We start from the raw sequence: 25,522 nt of genomic DNA, 5'->3' as shown, positions 1-25,522 counted from the left end.
CGGGTGGTGCTAGTGCGCTGCGCCGTCGCGGAACACGACGACCTTCTCGCCCGCTTCGACCGGGATGTCGAAGCGGTTGTTGCGCGGAGGGAGCGGACAGTTGTACTGGTCCGAGAAACCGCACGGCGGCACGAACGCGCGGTTGAAGTCGAGGACGGCCTTCTCGCCGTCGTGCTGCACGAACAGGAAGCGGCCGGAACCGTACGTGCCGTCGTCTCCGTCAGCACCGTTCGTCGGATCGCCGAAGACGAGCAGCAGGGTGCCGTCATCGTCGAACGCGCTGAGCGTGTACGCGACGCCGTCCTTCGTGAAGGTGATGTCGCCCGGCACGACGAGGTCGCGCGTTCCGCCGTTGTCGCGGATGTGCTCGAACGGGACCGTGCGGGCGCCGTCGACCGGCGTGAAGGTCGCTTCGATGACCCACTCTGGGGCGAAGGGGAAGGCGGTGACGGTCTCGAACGCCTGGATCGCCGGTGAGTTCGCGTCCCACAGACGGATGCCGCGCTCCGGCTGCCCCGTCTCGAGGTTCGTGCGGGTGAGCTCGGTGGCGGTGACCGTGTCCGGCTGACCGGCCAGCGCATCCTGAGCCGTGGTCTCGTCGCCGGGCTGGAGCCAGCGGGTCTCGATGAGGCTGAGGTTCCCTGTCGGGGATACGACGGAGGAGAGACGGGCGTCGCGCCACGCCTGGTGGCCGGCGCGGGCTTCGTCGATGGTGGATGCGGAAGCGAGCGGGGCGGAGGATGTTTCAGTCACGATGTCGGGCATAACCATCCGAGTGTGCGACTTGTTCCCGCTTCCGCCCTATTCGTGTTGCGCAGTGTTGCGCGTCGTCGCCTTCACGACCTGCGGAGAGACGGCGAGGACGATGCCGACGACGGCGGGGACGAGCAGCGCCCAGCCCAGGTCGAGACGTGCGTACAGACCTTGGAACGAGCCGACGGCGACAGCGATCTGCAGGATCTGGATGGTGACGGCGGACGCGCGCGACCAGTTCTGCGCGCGCAGAGCCCCGATCGCCGTCGCGACAACCCAGATCGCTGCGAGGACGACGAGCACGACGATGGCGACGGCCGTCGCGAACGACTCCGGCCGCTGCGTGAGCAGTTCGACGAGCAGCCAGATGGCCGCTCCCGCAACCAGGATCGCCTCAAGGAAGAGCAGGACGGAGAGCGCCACGAGCAGCGGCGGCCGACGACTCGCGGACGGACCGGTCACGGTGTCGCCTGCGCTGTCGATGGAGGGGTCGGTGGAACGGTTGGACTGGTCCCCATCGGGGGGCGGAACTCTAGCACTCATTCATTTCTCGCTTGTGTTCACAGCGTTATCTCATACAAAACTATTGATTCGGATTATGCGCTATGGGAGCATATTCGAGGTCGAGTTAGCGCTCACAGGGTCGTGGGCAGGTCTATCCCCCACGGATCATTCACCCTGTAGCTCGACTGCTTACCATGCATCCTAGGCCGTAGCGGCCGGGGAACAATCAGCAAACAAGGAGCACATTTTCATGGACTGGCGCGACAAAGCTGCCTGCCTCACCGCGGACCCCGAACTCTTCTTCCCCGTCGGCAACACCGGGCCCGCAGTCGACCAGATCGACAAGGCCAAGTCCGTGTGCGCTCGCTGCACCGTGACCGAGATCTGCCTGCAGTACGCGCTCGAGACCGGCCAGGACTCCGGCGTCTGGGGCGGCCTCTCCGAGGACGAGCGTCGCGCTCTCAAGCGCCGCGCAGCACGCGCCCGTCGCGCTTCCTGACCCGCCACATCACCCGCGGCGCACGCCGAGGCGCTCCCTCACACACCTAGCAGTAGAGGGAGCGGCCTCGGCTTTCGTTTGTGCGCGCAACGCAGGAACTCTCGGCCGACACGCCGCCGGTTTCTCCGTCCGGACGGAGAAACCGGCGCGGGGCGGCGGATTCTCCTGCCGAACGTAACAGGTGGGACAGGGAGCGGGGCGGTCAGCCGGGGAGGTGGCCGAGGCCGTCGACCTTGGGGATGGCGCCGAGGAGGCGCTTCGTGTAGCTCGCCTGCGGGTCGTTCCAGACCTGGGCGACCGGGCCGCGCTCGACGATCCGGCCCGCGCTCATCACGGCGACGTCGTCGGCGATCTCCCGCACGATGGCGAGGTCGTGACTGATGAACAGCAGCGCCGCACCCGTCTCGATCGCGAGGGTTCGCATCATCCCCGCCACCCGCGCCTGCAGCGATGCGTCGAGGGACGCGATCGGCTCGTCGCCGATCAGCAGGTCGGGGCCGGTCGCGATGGCGCGCGCGATGGCGATGCGCTGACGCTGACCGCCGGAGAACGCGTGCGGGTGCTTGGTCGCGGCCGACGCATCCAGTTCCACAGCCTCCAGCAGCGACGCCACCGTCCATGCCGACCGGTCGGGATTGATGCGCAGCCCGTCCGTGAGCTGGCTCGCGATCGTGCGCCGCGGGTTCAGCGACGCATACGGATTCTGGAAAACCATCTGGATGCGCAGTTGCGCCTTCTCGCGCTTCCGTAATCCCAGCCGCCGCACCGGAGCGCCATCGAAGTGGATGCTGCCGTGCTGCACGGGCTCGAGGCCGCAGATCGCGCGTGCGATCGTCGACTTCCCGCAACCCGATTCGCCGACGAGCCCGAGCACCTGCCGCTTGTCGAGGCGCAGACTGACACCGTCGACGGCCGTCAGCTTTCCGCGTCCCGGCTGCTTGTACGTGACGACGAGGTCTTCGATGTCGAGCAGGCTCATGAGCCCTCCCTGTCCGTGCTGGGCAGCGCGTCGATCAGGGCGCGCGTGTACTCGTTCTGCGGATCGGTGATGATCTGGAACCGGTCGCCGTGCTCGACGATCTCCCCGTTGCGCATAACGGCGATGGTGTCCGCCAGCGCCGACATCACGCCGAGGTCGTGCGTGACGAGCAGCACGGCGAGGTCGAGTTCGTCGCACAGCGAGCGAAGCAGCCGGAGGATGCCGGCCTGAACCGTCACATCCAGCGCCGTGGTCGGCTCGTCCGCGACCAGCACGGACGGCCCGCAGATGATCGCCATGGCGATCGCGATGCGCTGCAACTGGCCGCCGGAGAACTGGTGCGGGTACTTCTTCAACGCGCCCGCTGGGTCCGGCACCTTCACCAGTTCGAGCGTGTCGATGGCTCGCGCAACTGCTTCCTTCTTGGAGATGCGACGGTGCGCCCGAAGGTGGTCGGTGAGCTGTCCCTCGATCGTGAGCATCGGGTGCAGGCTCGCCGTCGGGTCCTGGAACACCATCGCGATCCTGGAGCCGCGCAGCTCGTTGAGCGCCCTGCCGCGCAGCTCGAGCAGGTTGCGGCCGTCGAACTCGATAACGCCGCCTGTCTGCGACCCGGCGGGCAGCAGCCCGAGCGCCGCGAGTCCGGTCATCGTCTTGCCGGAGCCGGACTCACCTGCCAGGCCCGTGATACGCCCGGCAGGAACTTCGAGGTCGATGCCCCGCAGGATGGGCTTGGCTCTCTCCCCCGACCCGATCGACATCGTCAGGTTCCTGATGCTCAACCCGCTCACAGTGCCCTCCCCTGAACGCTCTCGGCCGTGCGCGGGTCCAGGGAGTCGCGCAACGCGTCGCCGAGGAAGTTGAACGCGAGCACCACGGAGAGGATCGCGAGTCCGGGGAACACGGCGATCCACCAGGACGAGAAGTTGAGCACGCCGGAGGAGACCATCGCGCCCCAGTCCGGGGTCGGCGGCACAGCACCGAGTCCGAGGAAGGAGAGGCCGGACAGCAGCAGGATCGCGGTGCCGACATCGAGCGTCGCCAGCACGAACACCGGAGCGATGATGTTCGGCAGGATGTCCTTCGACAGCGAGACGACCGGGCTGTTGCCGAGCAGACGCCCAGCGATCACGTATTCGCTCGTGCGCGCGCCGAGCACCAGCGAGCGGGTGACGCGGGCGTACGCCGGCCAGGAGACGATCAGCATGGCGATCACAGCGTTGGTCAGGCTGGGGCCCAGGGATGCGGCGATCACCATTGCGAGGATGATCGTCGGGAACGCGAACACCAGGTCGGCGACGCGCATGATGATCTCGTCCGCCGCCTTGCCGATGTACCCCGCGACCGCGCCGAGGATCGTGCCGATCACGAGCGACGAGGCCACGAGCAGCAGCGCGAGCAGGATGGAGACGCGGGCTCCGGCGATGACGCGGGAGAGCACATCCCTGCCCACCTCGTCTGTGCCGAACCAGTTGACCGGGTTCGGCGCGAGCAGTTTGGTGAAGCTCTGCGCGAGCGGATCGTACGGTGCGATCCACGGTGCGAGGATCGCCACCAGCAGCCAGACCACGACGATCACGCCGCCCGTCACAGCGAGCGGTGTGCGCATCGCGCGCGGGACGTTGAGCCTGGCGCGGAACGGGCGCCGGAGGCCGCGGGAGAGGACGTCCTGGGTCATGCGGCCCTCACTCTCGGATCGATCAGGCCGTACGCGATGTCGACGACGAGGTTGAGCCCGATGTAGACGAAGCCGACCACGAGGCCGACGCCCATGATCGCGGGCAGGTCGAGCTTGGTGGCGGCGGAGAAGGCGTATTCGCCGAGTCCGTGCCAGGAGTAGATCTTCTCGACGAGCACCGTCCCGGAGAGCAGGGAGCCGAACGCGAGGCCGACCACCGTGATGATCGGAACCAGAGCGCCGCGCAGCACGTACCGGAACACGACGGTGTGCGCAGGCAGCCCCTTCGCCCGAGCCGCCCTCACGTAGTCGAGGTCGAGGACTTCGAGGACGGCGGACCTGGCGAAGCGCGTGAGCAGTCCGATCGTGTACAGCGCGAGCACCGACGCCGGGAGGATGAGGTGGTAGACCGCATCCCAGAAGGTGGGCAGGTCGCCGGCGAGCAGCGCATCCACGGTGTAGAGGCCGGTCACCTGCGGCGGGGCGATGGCCGTGGGCGCCAGCCGGCCCGATCCGGGGAAGAGGTGCAACTGGTAGAAGAAGACGAAGTAGACCACGAGGGCCAGCCAGAACGCGGGCATCGAGACGCCGATGAGGCTAATCACCCGGATGAGTTGGTCCCAGAAGGTGCGCCGCTTGAGAGCCGCGATCAGGCCGAGGCCGATGCCGAGGACGATCGAGATGACGATCGCGGTCACCGCGAGCTCGATCGTGGCTGGGAACGCCCGCGAGAGATCGGAGGCAACGGCGTTGTGCGTCTGGGTGGAGGTGCCGAGATTGCCCTGGAGGACATGCCCGAGGTAGGTGAGGTATTGCACCGGCAGCGGCTTGTCGAGACCCTGCGCCTCCCGGAACTGCTGCACGATCGCCGGATCGGCTGCGGCCTGCTCGCCGAGTGCCGCCTGCACGGGGTCGGCGGGGACGAGGTTGGTCAGCGTGAACGTGACGAGCGTGACGCCGAAGAGGAGCAGGACGGTGATGCCGAGCCTGACCGCGAGGTAACGCGCCAGCGGTGGGATCCCCGCTGGCGCGTTCCTCTCGCGTTCGCCCGGAGGCGTCTTACTTGATGCCCGCAAAGTCGATCGTCCAGAGCGGGTTGAGCGACAGGGACGTGATGCTCTTCGCAGTCACCACGTTCTGCGCCGGCTGCAGCAGCGGGATGAACGGCCCTGAGGCGTTCTGCGCCTTCTGCAGCGCCTGGTAGGCGGCGGTGCGCTCGTCCGTTCCCGTCGCGGCCGTGGCCTTCGCTGCCAGGTCGGTCACGGTCGGGTCGGCGCCTGCCGTCCAGCCGGCACGCAGGCCGACCAGTTCACCGGGGGTGAACGCCAGGTAGTTCGAGGGGTCCGGGAAGTCGGGGCCCCAGTACCAGAGTCCCATCGGCTCCTTGCCGTTGCGGTACGCATCCAGCTCGGTGGCGACGGGAGCCGGAGCAAGCTGCACGCTGATTCCGACGGTCTTGAGCTGAGCCTGGATGGACTCGGCGACCGACTGCAGCGACAGCCCCTGCACGGTGATGTCGTTCGGGAAGTTGAGCTTGACGGTCTCGCCCTTGTACCCGGACTTCGCCAGCGCGGCCTTCGCACCGTCGAGGTCGAACTGGTTGCCGTCCGACGCCTTGAGGGCGCCGATGAAAATCGACGGGATGACACCGCCAGGGCGCTCGGAGCCCTTGCCTGCCAGGTCGAGGATCTTGTCGTAGTCGATCCCCTTCTTGACCGCATCCAGGAAGTCGGGGTTGCTCGTGAACGGGTCCACGGCCTTGTCCTGGTTCAGCAGGAGGAAGATCGTGTAGCGCGACGCCGCGGAGATGACGTTGACCTTGGAGCTGTCGATGGCCGCTACCTGGTCGGGATTGAGGTCGAGCGCGATCTGCGAGTCGCCCGCTTCCACGTTCAGCTTCTGGGTGGGGCCCTGCACGTTGCGGAGGACGACGCGGTCGTACGCCGGGGCGGTCCCCGTGTACTTGGGGTTCTTCGTGAGCACCACCTGGGATGCGGCGTCGAACGACTCGAGCATGTACGGGCCGGAGCCCGCGGACGTCTTGTTGAGGAACGACTCCGCCTTGTCGTCCGCCGTGGCCGATCCGCCGTTCTTCTCGACGACCTTCTTGTTCACGACGCCGAGCGCCGGGTTCGGAAGGATGTACGGAAGGGCAGGGTTCGGCTCGGCCGATGTGAGCGTCAGCGTGGTGTCGGACGTCTTGGCCACGGTGATGCCGTCGAGCAGGAACGACGGGTTGCCCTTGATGCCGAGCACACGCTGCAGCGAGAACACCGCATCGTCGACGGTGACCTTGGAGCCGTCGGAGAACGTCGAGTCGCCCTTCATGGTGAGGGTGAGGACCTTGTTGTCGTCGGACATCGTGTAGCTGGCGAGGCCGTCGACAGGCTTCGAGACATCGCTGCCGTCGAACGTGAGGAGCGTCTGGTAGAGCGCGTGGGCGACCATGCCGCCTGTCGTCTCGTACTCCCGGTTGGGGTCGGCCGTCTTCAAGTCGAACGAGGCGTCTACCACGATCGACTTTCCACCGGAGGACGATGAGCTGTTGGAGGTGCCGCCGCAGGCGCTCAACACGAGCGCGCTGGCGACCGCGATGCCGACGAGAGCGGCGCGACGCAGGGATTGGGACACGGATGACCCCTTTGAGTTGGTTGGAAGGTTAGCTGCGAAATTACTGTCATCCATGAATCTGTGTCAACTTTGCCGGGAAATGTCGGACGAATGTGCTGCGCTTCTGCCGCGATCGGCATATTATCTCCATCACACGGGCCATTTTGGCCGGTCGGAGGACGAATGTGAGGGCGCATGGAACTCGACGAGACGCATATCCGGATGCTGGAACTTCTGCGGGAAGACGGTCGCGCATCCATCGCGGCACTCGCCGAAGAACTCGGCATCTCCCGGTCCAACGCATACGCCCGCTATGAAGCGCTGGTGAAGAACGGCGTCATCCGCGGCGTCCACGCCGACATCGACCCTGCCGCCGTCGGTCTCAGCGTGTCCGCTCTCGTCTTCGTCACCCTCCGCCAGAGCCAGTGGGCCGACTTCCGCAGCAGGCTGGAGAGCCTGCCGGAGCTCGAGTACTTCACCGTCATGACGGGAGAGCACGACGCCATGCTGCTGGTGCGGGCGAGCGGGGTCTCCGCCATCCACAACCTCGTCGCGACCAGGCTGGCCCAGTGGCCGTCGATCAAGGCGACCGTCACGGTGTTCCTGATGGACGAGCAGGCCACGAGGGTGTCGCTCCGTATGCCCAGGGTCACCTCAGACGCGCTGCAGACCTCCGGCGAGCGCTACGGCATGACCAGGTTCGTGCGGACCAGCGACCAGCGGGCAGAGCGCGCGACGGCGGATCCGCGCCGCCGCCGCTGAGCGGCGCTCCGCGCTGCTGCGTTGCGCTACGCGACCTCGCGGCACACGGAGATGTGCTGCGCGCCGTCGGGCGTCGCGAACTCCTCGGTGAGGATCAGCCTGCCGTCGTCGTCGGCCGAGATGGTGGAGGTGGCGCTGCCCTGAGCGGTGCTCCCGTCGATCCCGTGGTGCACGAACGAGATGTGCAGCACGTCGTGCTCGCGGCGTCCGACGAAGCGGCCGACCGCGACGGTGTCGCCGACGTACTCGCCCCACAGCACCCCGGCTTCCTCGCGGTAGAGGAAGCGCGTCGGAGCGTCCTCGGCGACGTCGCTCGACGTCGACGAGATCATGTCGAAGTACTTTCCGTCGATCGGCGCGGAAGCGTGCGGGTTCTTGGTGGAGGCGGTCACGGCGGACCATTCTGCCGCGAATGCCCCCATTACTGTCAAACGGGCGAGCGATCCGTCCAGCGGGCGCGCATCCCGAGCCTGTTGAGCGACACATGTGGCGAGAAACGCCGAATGCTCCGCACGATTAGTCCTTTCGGCCCCGATCCGAGCGACAGACGGATGCGCTCTTCGCGTATCGACCGGACGTTATGACTTCGTGAGGTAGCGCAGCGGCACCTCGATGGTCACCTCGGTGCCCTGCCCCATCATGGTGTGCCAGTCGATCGTGCCGCCCAGCTCGCCCTGGATGAGGGTGCGCACGATCTGCGTGCCGAGCCCGCTTCCGACCTTGCCCTCCGGCAGCCCGGAGCCGTTGTCGACGACCTTCACCGTGAGGGAGTCCTCCGAGCGGTTCGCGATGATCTCGACCTGGCCCTCGCGGCCGGCGAGGCCGTGCTCCACGGCGTTCGTGACGAGCTCGGTGAGCGCGAGCGCGAGCGGGGTCGCGTACTCGCTCGGCAGGGAGCCAAAACTGCCGGACGACTTGGGATGCACGGTGGTGTTGTGGCTCGACGCCACCTCCGCCACGAGCAGCAGCACGCGGGCGAACACGTCGTCGAAGTCGACGATCTGGTTGAGGCCCGTGGAGAGCGTGTCGTGCACGACCGCGATGGCGGCCACCCGGCGCATCGCCTGGCTGAGCGCCTCGCGCGCTTCCTCGGAGTGTGTGCGGCGCGCCTGGATGCGCAGCAGCGACGCGACGGTCTGCAGGTTGTTCTTGACCCGGTGGTGGATCTCGCGGATGGTCGCGTCCTTGGTGATGAGTTCGCGCTCCTGGTGGCGCAGCTCCGACACGTCGCGGCAGAGGACGATCGCGCCCACCCTCTCCCCCCTGTTGCGGATCGGGATGGCCCTGAGCGACACCGTGACCCCGCGCGCCTCGATGTCCGTGCGCCAGGGCGCGCGCCCCGTGACCACGAGCGGCAGGGACTCGTCCACGGTCATCCGGCCGGAGAGCAGGCGGGTGGTGACGGTCGCCAGCGACTCGCCCTCGAGCTCTTCCGTGAACCCCATCCGGTTGAAGGCGCTGAGCGCGTTGGGGCTCGCGAACGTGGTGATGCCGTCGACATCGAGCCTGATCAGCCCATCGGATGCGCGCGGGGCGCCGCGTCTCGGGCCGCTCGGCGCCCCGAGATCGGGGAAGTCGCCCGTCGCGATCATGTTGAACAGGTCGTTCGCGCAGTCGTTGAACGTGAGCTCCTGACGCCCAGGCGTGCGCGCCTCGCTGAGGTTGGAGTGCCGGGTGATGACGGCCACGGGCTGCTCGGCCGTCTCGTTGGAGTTGATGCTGAGGCGGCGGATGACCGGCACGGCGCGCACGCGGGTGGGCGTCTCCTCGAACCAGTCCGGCGCGTTGGTGTCGATGATCTGCTTGGTCTGGAACGCATCCATGACCTGCTGGCGCCACTCCGGCTTGATGCGCTGCCCGACGAAGTCGCGGTAGAACAGGGTCGCAGCGCTCGACGGGCGCGCGTGTGCCACAGCGACGAAATCGTCGTCGGTCGTCGGCACCCAGAGCACGATGTCGGCGAAGGCGAGGTCGGCGAGGAGCTGCCAGTCACCGACGAGGCCATGAAGCCAATCGACATCCTCCTCCGAGGAACGGCCATGGGCTTGCACGAGATCACTGAGCGTCGACACGCCCCTAGTCTAGGCAGATCCCCGAAACAATCACGGATGTTATCCACAGCCCGTGTTAGAGCCCTGGACTCCCCAGGGATGCGCCTGCTTGAGTGGCACCCACGCGACGGTCGAAGTGGGGCGGGCTTCCGCCGCCGTAGCCGATGAAAGTCGCCGCGCAGCAGCGGCCGCGTTTGAGGGGATTCTCCTGTGAGCACCGTTCTCGACCACAACCATGACCGCACCAGGCCAGTGGGCCTGCCGCCGCGCTCGATCCGTGCCGGCCGTGTGGCCGGTACACGCCACGCTGGCGCGCCCGGCCGCCAGGCGCATCCCGTGCTGGAGTTGCCGAGCGCCACGGACGACAGGGGCTTCCCCGACCCCGCACCGCTCGCTGCCAATCTCGCGCTCTGCGTGGTGGAGGTGCTCGCGGGGGCGAGAAGCATCGACCAGCTCAGCCGCTGGGTGAGTGACGACGTCTTCATCCATCTGCTGCGCCGCTCGGCCATCGCGGCGCGCACGAGACAGGTCACAGGGGCCACCGTGCAGCGGCCGCGGTTGTGGCTCGGCGACCCTGTCATCGCACGACCACAGGACGGCGTGGTCGAAGCGGTGGTGATCGTGCATCAGCCGAGTCGGTCTCGCGCGGTCGCGATGCGGCTCGATGCTGTCAAGGAGCGCTGGCGGGCGAGCGCCATCAGCGTCCTGTGACCTGTGTGCCCCGACTCCGTGCGCGCGCCGGTGCGCGCAGCGCGCGAGACACGGATGGCCGCCCCGAACGGGACGGCCATCTCGTGATCTGCAGCTCGTGATCGAGCGGGCAGGTCAGCTCTTCTTGCCCTGCGCACGACGCTCTGCGCGGTTGGCGGGAGCCGGCGCGTCGTTGTCGCTGACGCGCTGGCCGAACGCGCCGCGCTGCGTCGCACCCTGCGCCGGCGGCGCTGCCGCCTCGTTCAACTGCTGCTGGGCGCGCTGCGCGCGGGCCGTGGCGCTCTGCTCGATCTGGCCGCGCTGGTTGCGGACCTCGACGCCACCGGCGTCGCTCGGAGCGGAGTAGCTGAGGCGGGCCTCCTCTTCTCCGCGGTCGAGTCCCTTGGCGGCGACGCTCGGAGCCTCGACCTCGCCTGGGGCTTCGTTGACCTCCACCTCCAGGTTGAACAGGAAGCCAACCGTCTCCTCGCGGATCGAGCCCATCATCTGCTGGAACATGGCGTAGCCCTCGCGCTGGTACTCGACCAGCGGGTCGCGCTGCGCCATGGCGCGCAGGCCGATGCCGTCCTTGAGGTAGTCCATCTCGTAGAGGTGGTCGCGCCAGCGGCGGTCGATCACCGACAGCACCACCCGGCGCTCCAGTTCGCGCATCGCGGGCGAACCGAGCGACTCTTCGCGCTTCTGGTAAGCGATCCGTGCATCCGAGAGGATCTCGCGACGCATGAAGTCGCGGTTGATCTTGCCCTTGTTGCCCGCCTCGGTGATGACCTCGTCGATCGTCACACCCACCGGATAGAGGGTCTTGAGCTCGGCCCACAGGGCGTCGAAGTCCCAGTCGTCTCCGTTGCCCTCTCCGGTGTGCTGGTCGAGGATGTCGTCGATCACCTCGGTGAGGAACTGCTGGGTGCGCTCGTGAAGGTCGTCGCCCTCGAGGATGTGACGGCGATCGCCGTAGATCGCTTCGCGCTGCCGGTTGAGGACGTCGTCGTACTTGAGGACGTTCTTGCGGATCTCGGCGTTGCGGGCCTCGACCTGCGACTGCGCGCTTCGGATGGCCCTGCTGACCACCTTCGACTCGATGGCGAGGTCGTCGGGGACGTTGCCTCTGCCCATCAGGGTCTCTGCGGCGCCCGCGTTGAAGAGGCGCATCAGGTCGTCGGTCAGCGACAGGTAGAAGCGGCTCTCGCCCGGGTCGCCCTGACGTCCCGAACGGCCGCGGAGCTGGTTGTCGATGCGGCGCGACTCGTGGCGCTCTGTGCCGAGCACGTAGAGACCACCGGCCTCCACGACCTTGTCGGCCTCGGTCTGCACCTTCTCCTTGACGGAGTTGAAGACCTCATCCCACGCCGCCTCGTACTCCTCGGGGGTGTCGACCGGCGACAGTCCGCGGGAGTTCATCTCGGCGACGGCGATGAACTCGGCGTTGCCGCCGAGCATGATGTCCGTTCCACGTCCGGCCATGTTGGTCGCGACGGTGACGGCGCCGAGGCGTCCGGCCTGTGCGACGATCGCGGCCTCACGGGCGTGGTTCTTGGCGTTCAGGACCTCGTGACGCACGCCCTTCTTGGCGAGCAGACGCGACAGGTACTCGCTCTTCTCGACGCTGGTGGTTCCGACGAGGACGGGCTGGCCCTTCTCGTGGCGCTTCGCGATGTCTTCGACGACCTGCGCGAACTTCGCCTGCTCGTTCTTGTAGACGAGGTCGGACTGGTCGATGCGCTGCATCGGCTTGTTGGTCGGGATGGGGACGACGCCGAGCTTGTACGTGCTCATGAACTCGGCGGCCTCGGTCTCGGCGGTACCGGTCATGCCGGACAGCTTCTTGTAGAGACGGAAGTAGTTCTGCAGGGTCACCGTGGCGAGGGTCTGGTTCTCGGCCTTGACCTCGACGCCCTCCTTGGCCTCGATGGCCTGGTGGATGCCCTCGTTGTAGCGGCGGCCCATCAGGATGCGCCCGGTGTGCTCGTCGACGATGAGCACCTCGCCGTTCATCACGACGTAGTCCTTGTCGCGCTTGAACAGGGCGTTGGCCTTGATCGCGTTGTTCAGGAAGGAGATGAGAGGCGTGTTGGCCGACTCGTACAGGTTGTCGATGCCGAGGTAGTCCTCGACCTTCTCGATACCGGGCTCGAGCACACCGACGGTGCGCTTCTTCTCGTCGATCTCGTAGTCGACCTCCGGCTCCAGGCGCTTGGCGAGGTTGGCGAACTCGTTGAACCAGCGGTTCGCCTCGCCGGATGACGGCCCGGAGATGATCAGCGGAGTACGCGCCTCGTCGATGAGGATCGAGTCGACCTCGTCGACGATCGCGAAGAAGTGGCCGCGCTGCACCATGTCGCTCGCCTGCCACGCCATGTTGTCGCGCAGGTAGTCGAAGCCGAACTCGTTGTTGGTGCCGTACGTGATGTCGGCCGCGTACTGTTCGCGGCGCTCCTCCGGCGTCTGACCGGCGAGAATCACGCCGGTGGTCATGCCGAGCGCACGGAAGACGCGGCCCATCAGCTCCGACTGGTAGCTGGCCAGATAGTCGTTGACGGTGATGACGTGGACGCCGCGGCTGGAGATCGCGTTGAGGTACGCGGCCGTGGTCGCCACGAGGGTCTTGCCCTCACCGGTCTTCATCTCGGCGATGTTGCCGAGGTGAAGGGCGGCGCCACCCATGATCTGCACGTCGAAGTGACGCATCCCGAGCGTGCGCTTGGCCGCCTCGCGGACGGCGGCGAACGCCTCGGGCAGGAGGTCGTCGAGCGACTCGCCGTTGCTGTACCGCTCCCGCAGTTCGACGGTCTCGTGCATCAGCTCTTCATCGGTGAGCTCGCTGAAGTCGTCTTCGAGCGCGTTCACCGCTTTGGCGTACGCCTCCAGGCGGCGGAGGGTGCGACCCTCACCGACACGGAGGACCTTTTCCAGTACTGAGGCCACTTATGCACTCCACTTTGTTTGTTCAGGCTGGTATCGCCTGTCGCCCAGTCGGGCGCACGTCGAACCGCCGACCGGGGCCGACGCTAGACATATCGTACTTGTTCCGCCATTGGGTTCGGCGGGTAGTTCCTGTGAGGGCGCTCCGGAAAGCGAGGCGCCGCCCTCACGCACCGAGGAGGCTGAGCGGCACCACTGCGACGCCGTCGTCACGTCGATACGCGTATGGACCTGCCGTGACGACGATCATGTCCGCGAGTTCATCACCGAGGAGCCGCTTCAGCCAGAGCAGGTGGCGAACATCCCGCTCGGAGGGCGCGGCTGCGAGTTTCACCTCGAGAGCAATGGTCCTCCCATCGTGACGTCGTGCGATGACGTCGACCTCATGGTCGCCGTTGCGGGTGCGGAGATGCGACAATCGGGCGTCTGCCGCCTGGGCGTATGTCTGAAGCGACATGACCACCAGCGCCTCGAAGAGCGCACCCAGCGCGGTCCGGTCCTGCGGGCCGAGCATTTCGACAGCCGCACCCGCGATGAGCCGATCCTCATCCAGGTCGAGGAGTCGTGCAGCGATGGCGGGGTCGGCCAGGAAGTGCTTCGGCGTGTCTCCGAGACGCACGCCGTTCAAACCGAGGTTGGTGGCCGGCAGTTCGTCGAGCATCCAGAACTGCGTCAGCGCGTCCCGATATCTGTTCACGGTCTGACGAGGCGTTGCGTCTCCGTCATTCTCCTGCGCGCCGGATGCGATGGTGGCGTGCGTCGCCGTCGATGCCGTCGCACGTGAATACGCTTTCAGCCAGCGGCGCAACTGCTGAGGCTGTCTGACTCCCACGCCGCGTTCGGTCAGTTCGTGCTCAAGCATCCTGGTGATGTATCCGTCGAGCGTGGCGCGGCGGGCTCGGGAACTCAGCGAACGCACGGCCGGAAAGCCAGAAGCGACGATCTCCTCGATGTAGTCGGCGAGGTCCACGGTGGTACGTCCGACGATCTCCGCGCGGCCGTCGAAGAGACCACCGAAGGCCACCGTCTGCCGCTCGATGACTCGCTCGACGATGGAGAGTCCGCGCATCCGAAGCGAAACGATACGCCCTGCGCCAGAATGCGCAGGAGCATCAGAAGGAATGCTGCTGCCAGTGAGGAGAAACTGTCCCCCGCTGTAGTCTGCGTCGACAGCGTGTCGGACGAGATCCCATGACGACGGATAGCGCTGCCACTCGTCGATCAGCACCGGGCGTTCGGCGGCCATGATCGCACCGGGGGATGCTCGCAGCAGTTCCTCGTCGGCGGGCTCGTCCAGCCGGAACACCTGTGACGCACGCTGCTGCGCCGTTGCCGTCTTGCCGACGCCTTTTGGTCCTTCGATGGCGATCGCGGGAAGCTCGGGGAAGAGCACATCGAGGGAATGGTCGATGACTCGGGAGGAGTATGTCATGCGGCCTTCAGGGCAGGGAGGTCGGGGACGATGAACTAATTGTACGTTTAGCAGCCGCTCTATAGTGCGTTTAGCAGAGTTTTTATGGTGCATTTAGCAGGATTGTTATGGCGCATTCAGCAGCGAGCGCATTGGATCTACCGGGGTTCGCAGGGCTGGGAAAGCGAGGCGCCGATGGCGGCGGCCGCCTGGGCCGCCACCATCGGCGCTGGATCGGTGCTGCTGGAGCCCGCCGGCTCAGCCGCCGAGTTTGCGGCTCGCCGTTGCGACCTCCTGCAGTTCCTCCGCCTCGTCGTCCAGGGCGATCACGCCGTAGTCCCAGCCCTTGCGGCGGTAGACCACGCTCGGACGCTGGTTCTCCTGGTCGATGAAGAGGTAGAAATCGTGTCCGACGAGCTCCATGTAGTACAGAGCGTCGTCGACGGTCATCGGGACGGAGGCGAACACCTTCTTGCGGATGACGACGGGGCAGTAGTCGTCTTCTGCCTCCGCTGCGGTTTCCGCATCATCGGAGACGACGGGAACGCTTCCCGTCCTCACCTGATCGAGTACCGCGACAGGAGCCGCAGCGAGCCCGACAGTGCTGAAGCCGTCCGTGCTCGCCTCTCGGAGCGATGTCGGCCTGTGCTGGCCACGATGCACCTTGCGACGGTCCTTCGCCCTGCGCACCCGTTCGAGGAGCTTCCCGAGGGCGATGTCGAACGCCGCGTACTTGTCGGTCCCGGTCGCTTCCGACCTCACGACGGCCTTCGGCCCGACGAGAGTCAGTTCGACGCGATCATCGCCGTTCTGGGAGCCGACCTTCTCGTTGTGGCGGCTGACCTTGATCTCGAAAGAGATCGCGCGTTCGGCGAGGTGCGAGACCTTTTCCGCCTTCTCAGTCGCGTATTCACGGAAACGATCGGTGATACCCAGGTTGCGTCCGATGATGTTGATGTCCATGGAGACCTCCCTGTTCCGGCGTGCCGTCCGCCCGGATCACGAAGGGCGGGTCGTCCACACCTTTTCGACCACCGTAGTGCCGTCCGGCTCGGAAGTGAACAGGTAGAACTGCTCTATCTGCCGAACCTTTCCCGTGCACTCCCCGAGCGTCACGCGATGCCCGGCGAGCCGCCTCGCAACGGCGTGCGTGCGACTGCTACTGCGAACACGACCCTGCCCCCGACAGCGGTGATCGCGCGCGCGGCCTCGCGCACCGTGGACCCCGTGGTCACGATGTCGTCGACGATCAGGCAGTCCCTCCCGCGCAGCCGCGGGGACGCGACGATGCTGCCCGCTCTGTTGCTCGTCCTCTGCTGCGCCGTCAGCCCGGCCTGGTCCTCGGTCTGCCTGGTGAGGCGCAGAGCGCGCCACAGCGGAGGGACCAGGATGCGCGCTCTCCGCAGCAGCAGCGCCGTCGGGTGATATCCCCTGCGGCGGAACGCTGCGCGCGTGGACGGGATGACCACGGGGAGCAGCGCGTGGCGTGCATCCACCTGTGGATGCGGCCGCGGCCTCCCCGCGGCCTGCGCGTGGGACTGCGCCTCCACGATCGCGGCACGCAGCGCCCCGGCGAGCGCGGGAGCGGCGTCGGTGCGCCCGCCGTCCTTGAACGCCAGCAGCACGCGGCGCGCGACGCTCTCGTAGCTGAGGGCCGCGAGCAGCGGCGGATCTGCGCCCTCCGCGGCGAGCGCGCCCGGCCGCAGCGCGAGCGCGCACGCGGGGCACACCGCCCTGTCGTGCGCACCGCATCCACTGCACTGCACGGGATGCAGCACCGCTGCCGCGTCGAGGATGGATTCCCTGAACTGGTTCGTGATCGTCATGGTTCGAGCCTGGCCGGTGGGTGGGCGGCGTGGCAGGGTGCGGACGGATCGGTGGAGAACGTGTGCGAAGCGTCGGTTGTGGAGGGACGCCGCTCAGCAGGTCAGCGCACGGGTCACGGCTGGCCGAGCTGCACGGCGACCGCGCCCACCTTGTCCGTCTGCGCCTGCCACCCCGTGCCCGTCGGCGCCTGCAGCGAGCCGTCCGCGGTCAGCACCAGGTAGCGGGAGAGCCCGCCAGCACCGACGATGGTCGTCCCGCCTCCCGGCCCCGCTGTCGTCGTCGACGTTCCGCCGATGGTCTGCTCGGTGATGGAGGTCGCATCCCCCGAGGTGTTGCTGAGCACGGCGACGGTGAGCTCTCCCGTCCAGGCGACGGAGCGCGGCGTCCCCGCCCCGACCACGAGCTCGATCGGCTCGGTGAGCCCGGTGGGCACACCGGCCTCGCCGCGCACGATCCCCGCGGCGACGAGCAGCGACTGGGTCCCGTTCCTCAGCAGTGCGACGACGCGCGTTCCGTCCCTGGAGACCGCGATCGAGACGATGGAGGTCGCCGACGGCCACTCGGTCTTGATGGCGTGCGCCTGCCCGTCCGGGCTGTACGCCTGCAGTGCCCCCGGGCTCGCCTGCGGAACCGACCAGACCCAGCCGCTCGGGTCGATGACCGGCGCGATCAGGCCGGGTCGCGCATCCACCTTGGCGGGCTCCGCGCTCTTCCGCACGAAGTACGCGGCCCCGTGGGACAGCACGGCCGCCTCGTCCCTCGCGGCGTTCAGCGCGACTGCGCTGGGCTGCAGGGCGATGATCTTGTCGCTCATCCCGCTGAGCTCCGTGACACTCGACCCGCTGAGCAGGCCGAACGTGTTCTGGCGGTAGACGATGGCGTGCGAGTCGACAGGGGGATCCTGGGCCGGTGCGTTCGCGTCGCTGAGCGGAGGGATCTGCTGCTGGTTGCCCTCGATGGAGATCTCCACGGACTGCGCGAGACTGCCGAGGCTCTGTTCGAGTTCGAGCTGCATCCGCTGCAACGCCATCGTGTCCGCCTGGCCCGCCTCGGAGCTGAGGTCGACCCTGGCCACGCCTCCCGACGTCGTCACCGACGGCAGCGCGAGCTGGGTGCCCTGCGGGAAAGCGCTCGTCACCGCCCCGGTCAGCCACTTGGATGGCCCGGCCAGGATGGCGCTCGCCACCCTGGTGGCGGCCGTGGCGACGCGGGCGGGGAACCAGCGCGCATCCGGAACCAGGTACGCGTAGTCGGGGCTGAAGAAGTAGATGGGCTGCTGCGAGTAGACAGAGCGAAACGTCGGGTCGTCGATGACGACGCCGTTCGGCGCGACGGCGATGCGCCACTCGCCGTCCTGCTTCTGGAGCTCGTAGCGGAGGCCGACAGGCGCCGTGCTCGTGACGGCGTGGTACGCGCCGGCGCTGTCGACATTGGCGACCGGGTTGACCGACACGCTCCACTGGTTGTCGTCGTGATCGAACGAGCGGTTGCGGCCGTCGTCGACGGTGACGGACTCGTCCGGGTTCCACTTGGCCGACATCGACCTGGTGAGGTACTTCCTGGCGATGTCGAAGTTGTTCTTCGGGCTGGACGCCGCGTCGATGAACCCCTGGACGATGCGCTGCTGGGTCGCGCCCTTCTCCGGGGGCGACGGGTTGAAGTCGAGGTCCAGCGGGTCGTTCACCTGTGCGACAGGACCGCCCTGGCGGACAGGACCGGAGCTCGGGATGCTCGCGCACGCGGCGAGCACGCAGAGCACGACGACGGCGACCACGCCGGCGACGGCGCGGCGCAACGGGCTGCGGACGCTCATGCTGTGGCTCCTCGGTCGGTGAGCTGCTCGGCCGCGCCTGCCGCGCCCGCCCCGCCTGCCGCGCCGACCGCCGTCGCCGCGTCTGTCGCTCCCGCGTCCGTCGGCGGCAGCGGGAGCGGCGACGACGCGATCTCCTTGCCGGAGACGCGCGGCAGCGTCAGCCGGAAGCACGAGCCCGCGCCCGGCGCCGACCAGACCTGCAGCCAGCCGGAGTGCAGCGTCGCGTCCTCCAGCGAGATCGCGAGCCCGAGACCCGTGCCGCCGATGGTGCGCTTGCGCGACGGGTCGGCCCGCCAGAACCGGTCGAAGACGTGGTTGACCTCCTGCTGACTCATCCCGATCCCGTAGTCGCGGACGGTGAGCGCGACGGCGCTCTCGTTGCTGTCGACTGTCACGACGACCGGCTTGCCGTCGCCGTGCTCGATGGCGTTGCCGATGAGGTTGCGCACGACGCGACGGATGCGCCTCGGGTCCATGCCGACGTCGAAGTAGCCGCCAGGCGCATCCAGTCGCAGCTCTGAGCCGTTCTGCTCGGCGAGGGTGCGCAGCTCGTCGACCACGTCGTCGGAGAGCCGCACCAGGTTGGTCGGCTCCGGGTCGAGGGCGACGGACCCCGCGTCGTACCTGCTGATCTCGAGCAGGTCGGAGAGAAGCCGGTCGAAGCGCTCGATCTGGGTGTGCAGCAGCTCGGCGGTGCGCTCGGTGGCTGGAGGAAACGTCTCACGCTGGTCGTAGATCACATCGCCCGCCAGCCGGATGGTCGTGAGCGGTGTGCGCAATTCGTGCGAGACGTCGGAGACGAACCGCTGCTGGAGCTGCGACAGCGTCGCCAACTGGTTGATCTGGCTCTGCAGGCTGTCCGCCATCCCGTTGAACGAGCGGGCGAGGGACGCGAACACGTCCTCACCGTGCTCCGGGATGCGCACGGCCAGGTCGCCAGCGGCGAGACGCTCGCTGGTCTCCGCCGCCACCCTGATCGGCTGCACGGCGAAGCGCACGATCACCCAGGTGATCGCGCCGATCAGAAGGATGAGCGCGAACCCGGCGAGCAGGAGCGTGCCCTGAACGAACAGCAGGGTGTTCTCCGAGTCGCGCAGGTTGTAGCCGATGTAGAGCTCGTAGTGCCCGAAGCTCGGGAGCGTGAGCTGGGTGCCGACGACGATTCCGGGGTCGGTGGTCCCGTTCCCTGCCGGTAGCGCGACCGACTGGTAGAACTGCTTGGTCCCGCCGTTCTGCACCTGCTGACGCAGCTCGTCGGAGATCACGCCGTTCAGCCCCGGGCTCGCCCGGTCGGGCGGCGCGGGGATGGAGACGTCCTGGCCCGGCACCCGATACGCGGCGATGAGCCTGCTCGAGGTGGCTCCCTGCACCGTCTGCAGAGTGGAGTTCAGGAGGTTCTTGCCGGAGTCGGAGGCGGAGACGTCCGACGCGTTCAGCGTCGACTGCGCGGACGTGGTCGCCCTGCTGGAGTCGCGGAGCGCCTGGTCGAGACGCGACTGATAGAGGTCGTTGCTGATGCTGAGCGCCATATAGATGCCCGTCACCAGGATCGCGATGCCGGTCAGCAGCAGGGTGATCGTGACCGTGCGGACCTGCAGCGAGCGCCGCCAGACGCCGACGAGCTGCGAGGGAAGCTGCCGCCACCATCGCCCGTCCATCCACCTGTACCGCATCCGGGCCGGCGCTTTCGGCGTGCTACGTGACGGCGCCGGCGCGGTAGCCGACCCCGCGCACGGTCATCACGATCTTGGGGTTGTCCGGGTCCTGCTCGACCTTCGCGCGCAGGCGCTGCACGTGCACGTTCACGAGACGTGTGTCTGCCTTGTAGTGGTAACCCCAGACCTGTTCCAGCAGCATCTCCCTGGTGAACACCTGCTGCGGCTTCGAGGCGAGCGCGAGCAGCAGGTCGAACTCGAGCGGGGTGAGGTTGATGCGGGTGTCGCCGCGCTTGACCTCGTGGCCTGCGACATCGACGACGAGGTCGCCGATGCGGAGCTGTTCGGCGGCGGGGACAGTGGATGCGGGGCGCAGCCTGGTCTTGATCCGCGCGACGAGCTCTTTCGGGTTGAACGGCTTGACCATGTAGTCGTCGGCGCCCGATTCGAGTCCCTTGACCACATCCGCGGTGTCCGACTTGGCGGTGAGCATGATGACCGGCGTTCCCGACTCCGCCCTGATGCGGCTGCACACCTCGATGCCGTCCAGTCCTGGCAGCATGAGGTCGAGGAGAACGAGGTCGGGCTTCGAGGAGCGGAAGATGTCGACGGCGAGCGCGCCGTCCTCGCAGAAGACGGGGTCGAATCCCTCGGTGCGCAGCACGATGCCGATCATCTCGGCGAGGGCGGTGTCGTCGTCGACCACCAGGATGCGACTGTTCATGTCCGAAGTTTCCCACAACCATTCTCGGGCGGCCGGTTACCACTGAGGCCCCGATGACCGCTGAAGTCTCTGTGCAAGCGTAGTGGAGACTCCTGCGCCACCCGTGAAAGACAGCCGAACGTGCCCTGTGGGTGGGGCAGTGCTCGTGGCGCGGATGTGCCAGCATGGGGTGCGGAAGACGCACGGGAAAGAGGGCACCGCGTGACCGACGAGCAGAACTGGCAGGCACCGGGGTCTCAGGCAGACGCTGGAGCCGGTCACGAACAGGCGCCTGTGCCGCCGGCGCCGCGCTACGGCGAGTATGCGCCGGGCAACGGCCAGCAGCAGCCGGGCAACGGCCAGCAGCAGCCGGGCTACGGCCAGCAGCCGGGCTACGGCCAGCAGCAGCCGGGTTACGGCCAGCAGCAGCCGGGCCAGGGCTACCCGTCTCCCGGTTTCGCGTACGGCCAGCCCGGCCAGGGATACCAGCAGCAGCCCGGCTGGACTCCCCCGCCGAAGCCCGGCCTCATCCCGCTGCGACCGCTCGGCTTCGGCACGCTTATCGGAGCGCCGTTCCAGACACTTCGGCGCAACCCCAAGATCACGGTCGGCGCGGCGCTTCTGTTGCGGGGCATCCCGTCGATCATCGCGAGCGTGCTCATCTTCTTCGGCATCTACCTGCTGATGGACAGGGCGATCAACGCGACCTCCGACGATCGCAGCGCCCTCATGGCGGGGGCGGCCGGCGGCACGATCGTGCTCGGCCTGCTCTCCGCCGTGATCGACGGCATCTCCAACGCGCTCCTGCAGGGCGTCATCGTCGGCGAGGTCGCCCGCGGAACGGTCGGGGAGAAGCTGACCTTCCGCGGCATCTGGCAGCTCGTGCGCGGACGCGTCGGCGCCCTGATCGGCTGGACGTTCCTGATCGCCCTGGCGTGGATCGTCGCCGCCGCACTGGTCGCCGTCGTGGCCGCCGTGCTGTTCGCCCTCGGACCGGCCGGTGTGGTGGGCGGCGTGCTCGTGATCATCTTCGGGTTCCTCAGCCTGGTCGTCCTCGCCATCTGGCTGAACACCAAACTCGTGCTCGTGCCGAGCGCCATCGTGCTCGAACGGCTTCCGATCCGCCGCGCGATGGCCCGCTCGTGGGGACTCACCACCGGCTACTTCTGGAAGACCTTCGGCACGATCGCGCTGATCGCCGTCATCGTCTACGCGGTGGCGCAGATCATCTCCATCCCGTTCGGCATCCTCGGCGGCATCGTGGGCGGCATCTTCGCCCCGACGTCCCTGTCGTCTCCCGACTCGGAAAGCTTCAGCCAGGTGCTGACCGGCCAGCTTGGCGTCAATCTGCTGGCGAGCGTCGTCGGCGCGATCGTCGGCGCGATCATGGGCGTGGTTCAGACGTCCGTCATCGCACTCATCTACATCGACCTCCGGATGCGCAAGGAGGGCCTCGACCTGCAGCTCGTGCGTTTCGTGGAGGCGCGTCAGACCGGTCAGGATGCGCAGGACCCCTACCTCGCAGGCCCGGTCTTCGTTCCTCCCGCCGCGAACTATCCGCCCGCCCCTGGGTCGTACCCCCCTCCCAGTTCCTGGCCCCCTCCCCCGCCTGGCGCATGACGGGCGGCCTTCTCAGCGCGTTCATCGGCGGGGTGCGCGCGGACATCCCTGTCGACCCGAGCTCGCCAGACGCGCGCCAGTGGATCGGCGACGAGCTCGCCAAGCCCGAGTACCAGACGGCGAAGCCGACGTGGTTCGACCTCGCGTCCAAGGCCGTCCAGGACTGGATCGCGTCGCTGTTCCAGGGCCCTGGCGGTGACGCGGGCCCCGTGCTGCTGCTCGCTGTCGTGCTGGTGATCGCCGGGCTGATCGTCGCGGCGTTCTTCATCTTCGGCCGGCCGCGCATCAACCGGAGGACGACGGACGGCCGCCGCTCCCTGTTCGGCGACGACGACACGCGCACGGCCGCGCAGCTCCGGCGCTCCGCTGCGTCCGCCGCCACAGCCGGCGACTGGGTGCAGGCGATCGAGGAGCAGTTCCGCGCTGTGGCGCAGGGTCTCGACGAGCGCACCATCGTGACGGTGAGCCCTGGAACGACCGCGAATGAGTTCGCCCGTCGCGCGGCGAGCGTCGTGCCGTCCGAGAGAGAGCGGCTGCTTGCAGCCGCCCGCGCGTTCGACGATGTCCGCTACTTGGAGCGCCAGGGGACCCAGGCGCAGTACCAGCAGCTCGTCGCGCTCGACCAGAGCCTGCAGGATGTGCGGCTGCCGTCCCTGACGCAGCCCGAGGCCGTCCGATGACCGCGCAGGGCACCGCGCAGACGCTCGAGCGCGAGCACGGCACCGTGGCGGCGAACGGCCCGTCCGAGGCCGCCGCCGTCTCTCCCGACCTCCGTCAAGTCGGGAGGAGGAGCATCCCGTGGATCGTTCTGGCGGCGATCGCGGTTTTCGTCGCCCTTCTGGGGGTTCTGCTCACGGGAGGCGAGGCGCGCGTCGGCGTGCCGATGGATGCCGCGAACGCTGGCCCCGTCGGCGCGAAAGCGGTGGCCCAGGTGCTCAGCGGGCAGGGAGTCGCCGTGCACACCGCGAACACCCTGAGCCAGGTGCAGGACGCCGCCACAGACGACACGACCGTTCTCGTCTTCGACCCTGCTGGCAACCTCGATTCGAGCGGCTACGACCGGCTCACCTCGGTCGCGAGCACGATCGTGGTCGTCGAGCCGGACTTCGATGCGCTGCGCAGGCTCGCGCCCCGCGTGACGGCGGCTGGGTCCGTCTCGGCAGCGAACCCGATCGCCGCAGACTGCGCCGTGCCCGCAGCCGTCCGGGCGGAGACCATCGACCCCACGCCCACCGACACCACGAAGGGCGTCAGCGTCGCCGGTTCGTTCCGCATCGACGGGGGCGAGGCGCTCGGCTGCTTCCGAACGGGAACCGACAGGTACTCGTTCGTGACCACGATCTCGGACGGCCGAACGATCGACCTGATCGGCTCGGCGAGCATCCTGATGAACGACGGGATCGACCGGGCGGGCAACGCGGCGCTCGCGCTCAGCGTGCTCGGCCAGCACCGCACGCTCGTCTGGTATCTGCCGAGCGTCGACGACCGGCCGGTCACCGGGCCCGCCGACATCGGTGCGCTCACACCCGGCTGGGTGACGCCGGTCGTGATCCTGCTCGTGCTCGTCTTCATCGCAGCGGCGTTCTGGCGGGGGCGGCGCTTCGGCCCGCTGGTGGTCGAGAACCTGCCCGTCGTCGTCCGCGCCGGCGAGACGCGTGAGGGCCGTGCGCGGCTGTACCAGCGTTCGTCCGCCCGCCTGCGCGCCGCAGACGCCCTCCGCATCGGCGCTGTCGGACGCCTGGCCGCCTTCACAGGCCTCCCGCATTCAGCGACCACCATCGAAATCGCGGACGCCGTCGCGGCGGCCGTCGGACGCGACAGAGCAGTCGTGCACAGAACCCTGATCGACGCAGTGCCGCGCACGGACGCCGACCTGCTCGCACTGTCAGACGACCTGGCGGAGCTCGAACGAGCCACCGCCGCAGCAGTCACCCCCGCAGCGTCGGGGCCGACCGGAAGAATGGATGCATGACCGACGTCACGACCGGATCGAGCGGAGCCCCCATCCACAGCCAGAACCCCGCGGAGGCAACGCCGCCGCCAGCACCGCAGCACGCGACGGCGGCAGACTCCGCCGCCCTGCGTCACGCCCTCGCGCGCGTGCGCACCGAGGTCGGCAAGGCGGTCGTCGGCCAGGACGGCGCCGTCACGGGCCTGATCATCGCGCTGCTCGCCCGCGGGCACGTGCTGCTCGAAGGCGTGCCCGGTGTGGCGAAGACCCTCCTGGTGCGTTCGCTGAGCGAGGCTCTCAGCCTGGACACCAAGCGCATCCAGTTCACGCCCGACCTGATGCCAGGCGACGTGACGGGCTCGCTGGTCTACGACGGCCGCACCGGCGGCTTCGAGTTCCGCGAGGGACCGGTCTTCACGAACATCCTGCTCGCCGACGAGATCAACAGAACGCCCCCGAAGACGCAGTCCGCTCTGCTGGAGGCGATGGAGGAGCGCCAGGTCAGCGTCGACGGCGTCAGCCGCCAGCTTCCCGACCCGTTCATCGTGGCGGCGACGCAGAACCCGATCGAGTACGAGGGCACATACTCCCTGCCGGAGGCGCAACTCGACCGCTTCCTGCTCAAACTGACCCTGGATGTGCCCCCGCGCGACACCGAGGTGGAGGTGCTGCGCCGCCACGCGGCCGGGTTCAACCCGCGCGATCTCGCAGCGGCCGGCGTGAGCCCTGCGCTCAGCGCAGCCGAGCTGCACGCGGCGCGGGCGGCAGCGGCGTCCGTCGGTGCGACCGGCGACGTTCTCGCCTACATCGTCGACCTGGCCCGCGCCACCCGCATGAGCCCGTCCGTCAAGCTCGGCGTGAGCCCGCGCGGCACGACAGCGCTGCTCGCCGCCGCCAAAGCGTGGGCGTGGCTCTCCGGCTACGACTCGATCACCCCCGACCACGTGCAGGCGATGCTGCTGCCCGTCTGGCGGCACAGGGTGCAGTTGCGGCCGGAGGCCGAGCTGGAGGGCGTCGGCGTGGATGCCATCCTGCGCTCGATCGTGCAGCAGGTCCAGGTTCCGATCTAGGGCGCC

At 68.1% G+C, this 25,522-nt stretch carries 23 protein-coding genes; 7 read left to right on the top strand and 16 right to left on the bottom strand.

All coding sequences use genetic code 11. The features are described 5' to 3' along the window. Positions 1 to 9 precede the first annotated feature (9 nt). Positions 10 to 765: a DUF1684 domain-containing protein gene (locus tag ACYVGI_RS16925; protein WP_460633755.1), complete on the bottom strand. Its 756-nt coding sequence runs from the start codon at positions 763 to 765 to the stop codon at positions 10 to 12. 36 nt (positions 766 to 801) lie between these two features. Then, a complete protein-coding gene (locus ACYVGI_RS16920; RefSeq protein WP_460633754.1) occupies positions 802 to 1,296 on the bottom strand; it encodes a hypothetical protein in 495 nt (164 codons plus the stop codon). 211 nt (positions 1,297 to 1,507) lie between these two features. Here ACYVGI_RS16920 and ACYVGI_RS16915 point away from each other — a divergent pair, with 211 nt between their 5' ends. Further along, positions 1,508 to 1,756, top strand: a complete 249-nt coding sequence (locus ACYVGI_RS16915) for a WhiB family transcriptional regulator (protein ID WP_055890939.1) — start codon at positions 1,508 to 1,510, stop codon at positions 1,754 to 1,756. Between the two features lie 202 nt (positions 1,757 to 1,958). Here ACYVGI_RS16915 and ACYVGI_RS16910 read toward each other — a convergent pair whose 3' ends face one another. From ACYVGI_RS16910 to ACYVGI_RS16890, 5 genes are read right to left on the bottom strand one after another with little or no spacing between them, the layout of a single operon-like run. Then, positions 1,959 to 2,735 (bottom strand): ABC transporter ATP-binding protein, encoded by a 777-nt coding sequence (locus tag ACYVGI_RS16910; protein ID WP_460633753.1) that lies wholly within the window; start codon positions 2,733 to 2,735, stop codon positions 1,959 to 1,961. Then, entirely contained in the window at positions 2,732 to 3,526 is a 795-nt protein-coding gene (locus tag ACYVGI_RS16905) for an ABC transporter ATP-binding protein (RefSeq protein WP_460633752.1), read from the bottom strand. The genes ACYVGI_RS16910 and ACYVGI_RS16905 overlap by 4 nt, the downstream gene beginning before the upstream one ends. After that, a complete protein-coding gene (locus tag ACYVGI_RS16900; RefSeq protein WP_460633751.1) occupies positions 3,523 to 4,413 on the bottom strand; it encodes an ABC transporter permease in 891 nt (296 codons plus the stop codon). The genes ACYVGI_RS16905 and ACYVGI_RS16900 overlap by 4 nt, the downstream gene beginning before the upstream one ends. After that, positions 4,410 to 5,489 (bottom strand): ABC transporter permease, encoded by a 1,080-nt coding sequence (locus ACYVGI_RS16895; protein WP_460633750.1) that lies wholly within the window; start codon positions 5,487 to 5,489, stop codon positions 4,410 to 4,412. The genes ACYVGI_RS16900 and ACYVGI_RS16895 overlap by 4 nt, the downstream gene beginning before the upstream one ends. Then, positions 5,473 to 7,044: an ABC transporter substrate-binding protein gene (locus tag ACYVGI_RS16890; protein ID WP_460633749.1), complete on the bottom strand. Its 1,572-nt coding sequence runs from the start codon at positions 7,042 to 7,044 to the stop codon at positions 5,473 to 5,475. The genes ACYVGI_RS16895 and ACYVGI_RS16890 overlap by 17 nt, the downstream gene beginning before the upstream one ends. A 174-nt stretch (positions 7,045 to 7,218) precedes the next feature. Here ACYVGI_RS16890 and ACYVGI_RS16885 point away from each other — a divergent pair, with 174 nt between their 5' ends. Continuing rightward, the gene (locus tag ACYVGI_RS16885; protein WP_460633748.1) at positions 7,219 to 7,785 is read left to right on the top strand and encodes an Lrp/AsnC family transcriptional regulator; all 567 of its coding nucleotides are present in this window, start codon (positions 7,219 to 7,221) and stop codon (positions 7,783 to 7,785) included. A gap of 26 nt (positions 7,786 to 7,811) precedes the next feature. On the opposite strand, the gene ACYVGI_RS16880 is transcribed toward ACYVGI_RS16885, so the two are convergent. Then, complete coding sequence (locus ACYVGI_RS16880) at positions 7,812 to 8,177, bottom strand: hypothetical protein (protein WP_460633747.1); 366 nt, start codon at positions 8,175 to 8,177, stop codon at positions 7,812 to 7,814. A 186-nt stretch (positions 8,178 to 8,363) separates the two neighbouring features. After that, the gene (locus ACYVGI_RS16875; protein ID WP_460633746.1) at positions 8,364 to 9,857 is read right to left on the bottom strand and encodes a sensor histidine kinase; all 1,494 of its coding nucleotides are present in this window, start codon (positions 9,855 to 9,857) and stop codon (positions 8,364 to 8,366) included. A gap of 189 nt (positions 9,858 to 10,046) precedes the next feature. Between ACYVGI_RS16875 and ACYVGI_RS16870 the strand changes: the two genes are divergently transcribed. Next, positions 10,047 to 10,547, top strand: coding sequence for an Rv3235 family protein (locus ACYVGI_RS16870; RefSeq protein WP_460633745.1), 501 nt, complete (start codon positions 10,047 to 10,049; stop codon positions 10,545 to 10,547). Between the two features lie 114 nt (positions 10,548 to 10,661). Here the strand turns inward: ACYVGI_RS16870 and secA are convergent, their stop codons facing one another. From secA to mtrA, 7 genes are all read right to left on the bottom strand, one after another. Further along, a complete protein-coding gene (gene secA, locus ACYVGI_RS16865; protein ID WP_460633744.1) occupies positions 10,662 to 13,469 on the bottom strand; it encodes a preprotein translocase subunit SecA in 2,808 nt (935 codons plus the stop codon). A 163-nt stretch (positions 13,470 to 13,632) separates the two neighbouring features. Next, positions 13,633 to 14,991 (bottom strand): ATP-binding protein, encoded by a 1,359-nt coding sequence (locus tag ACYVGI_RS16860; protein WP_460633743.1) that lies wholly within the window; start codon positions 14,989 to 14,991, stop codon positions 13,633 to 13,635. 144 nt (positions 14,992 to 15,135) lie between these two features. Then, a complete protein-coding gene (gene hpf, locus ACYVGI_RS16855; protein WP_460633742.1) occupies positions 15,136 to 15,840 on the bottom strand; it encodes a ribosome hibernation-promoting factor, HPF/YfiA family in 705 nt (234 codons plus the stop codon). Between the two features lie 149 nt (positions 15,841 to 15,989). Next, positions 15,990 to 16,703: a ComF family protein gene (locus ACYVGI_RS16850; RefSeq protein WP_460633741.1), complete on the bottom strand. Its 714-nt coding sequence runs from the start codon at positions 16,701 to 16,703 to the stop codon at positions 15,990 to 15,992. 113 nt (positions 16,704 to 16,816) lie between these two features. Next, complete coding sequence (locus tag ACYVGI_RS16845; RefSeq protein WP_460633740.1) at positions 16,817 to 18,517, bottom strand: GerMN domain-containing protein; 1,701 nt, start codon at positions 18,515 to 18,517, stop codon at positions 16,817 to 16,819. Continuing rightward, positions 18,514 to 20,175 carry an MtrAB system histidine kinase MtrB gene (mtrB, locus tag ACYVGI_RS16840; protein ID WP_460633739.1) on the bottom strand — a complete coding sequence of 554 codons (1,662 nt, stop codon included), beginning with the start codon at positions 20,173 to 20,175 and terminating at the stop codon, positions 18,514 to 18,516. Before mtrB ends, ACYVGI_RS16845 begins: the two co-directional genes overlap by 4 nt. Positions 20,176 to 20,212: 37 nt before the next feature. Then, entirely contained in the window at positions 20,213 to 20,896 is a 684-nt protein-coding gene (gene mtrA, locus ACYVGI_RS16835; RefSeq protein ID WP_460633738.1) for an MtrAB system response regulator MtrA, read from the bottom strand. 201 nt (positions 20,897 to 21,097) lie between these two features. Between mtrA and ACYVGI_RS16830 the strand changes: the two genes are divergently transcribed. Genes ACYVGI_RS16830 through ACYVGI_RS16815 form a run of 4 tightly spaced genes read left to right on the top strand, consistent with a single transcriptional unit; the run spans position 21,098 to position 25,516 of the window. Beyond that, a complete protein-coding gene (locus tag ACYVGI_RS16830) occupies positions 21,098 to 22,495 on the top strand; it encodes a hypothetical protein (RefSeq protein WP_460633737.1) in 1,398 nt (465 codons plus the stop codon). Continuing rightward, complete coding sequence (locus tag ACYVGI_RS16825) at positions 22,492 to 23,175, top strand: DUF4129 domain-containing protein (RefSeq protein ID WP_460633736.1); 684 nt, start codon at positions 22,492 to 22,494, stop codon at positions 23,173 to 23,175. Before ACYVGI_RS16830 ends, ACYVGI_RS16825 begins: the two co-directional genes overlap by 4 nt. Next, complete coding sequence (locus tag ACYVGI_RS16820) at positions 23,172 to 24,467, top strand: DUF4350 domain-containing protein (RefSeq protein WP_460633735.1); 1,296 nt, start codon at positions 23,172 to 23,174, stop codon at positions 24,465 to 24,467. Before ACYVGI_RS16825 ends, ACYVGI_RS16820 begins: the two co-directional genes overlap by 4 nt. Next, positions 24,464 to 25,516 (top strand): AAA family ATPase, encoded by a 1,053-nt coding sequence (locus ACYVGI_RS16815; RefSeq protein WP_460633734.1) that lies wholly within the window; start codon positions 24,464 to 24,466, stop codon positions 25,514 to 25,516. The genes ACYVGI_RS16820 and ACYVGI_RS16815 overlap by 4 nt, the downstream gene beginning before the upstream one ends. Positions 25,517 to 25,522: the final 6 nt, after the last annotated feature.

This window comes from Leifsonia lichenia, assembly GCF_054780215.1.
The sequence above is the reverse complement of the archived record's forward strand: the minus strand, read 5'-3'. Positions and strand labels throughout refer to the sequence as shown.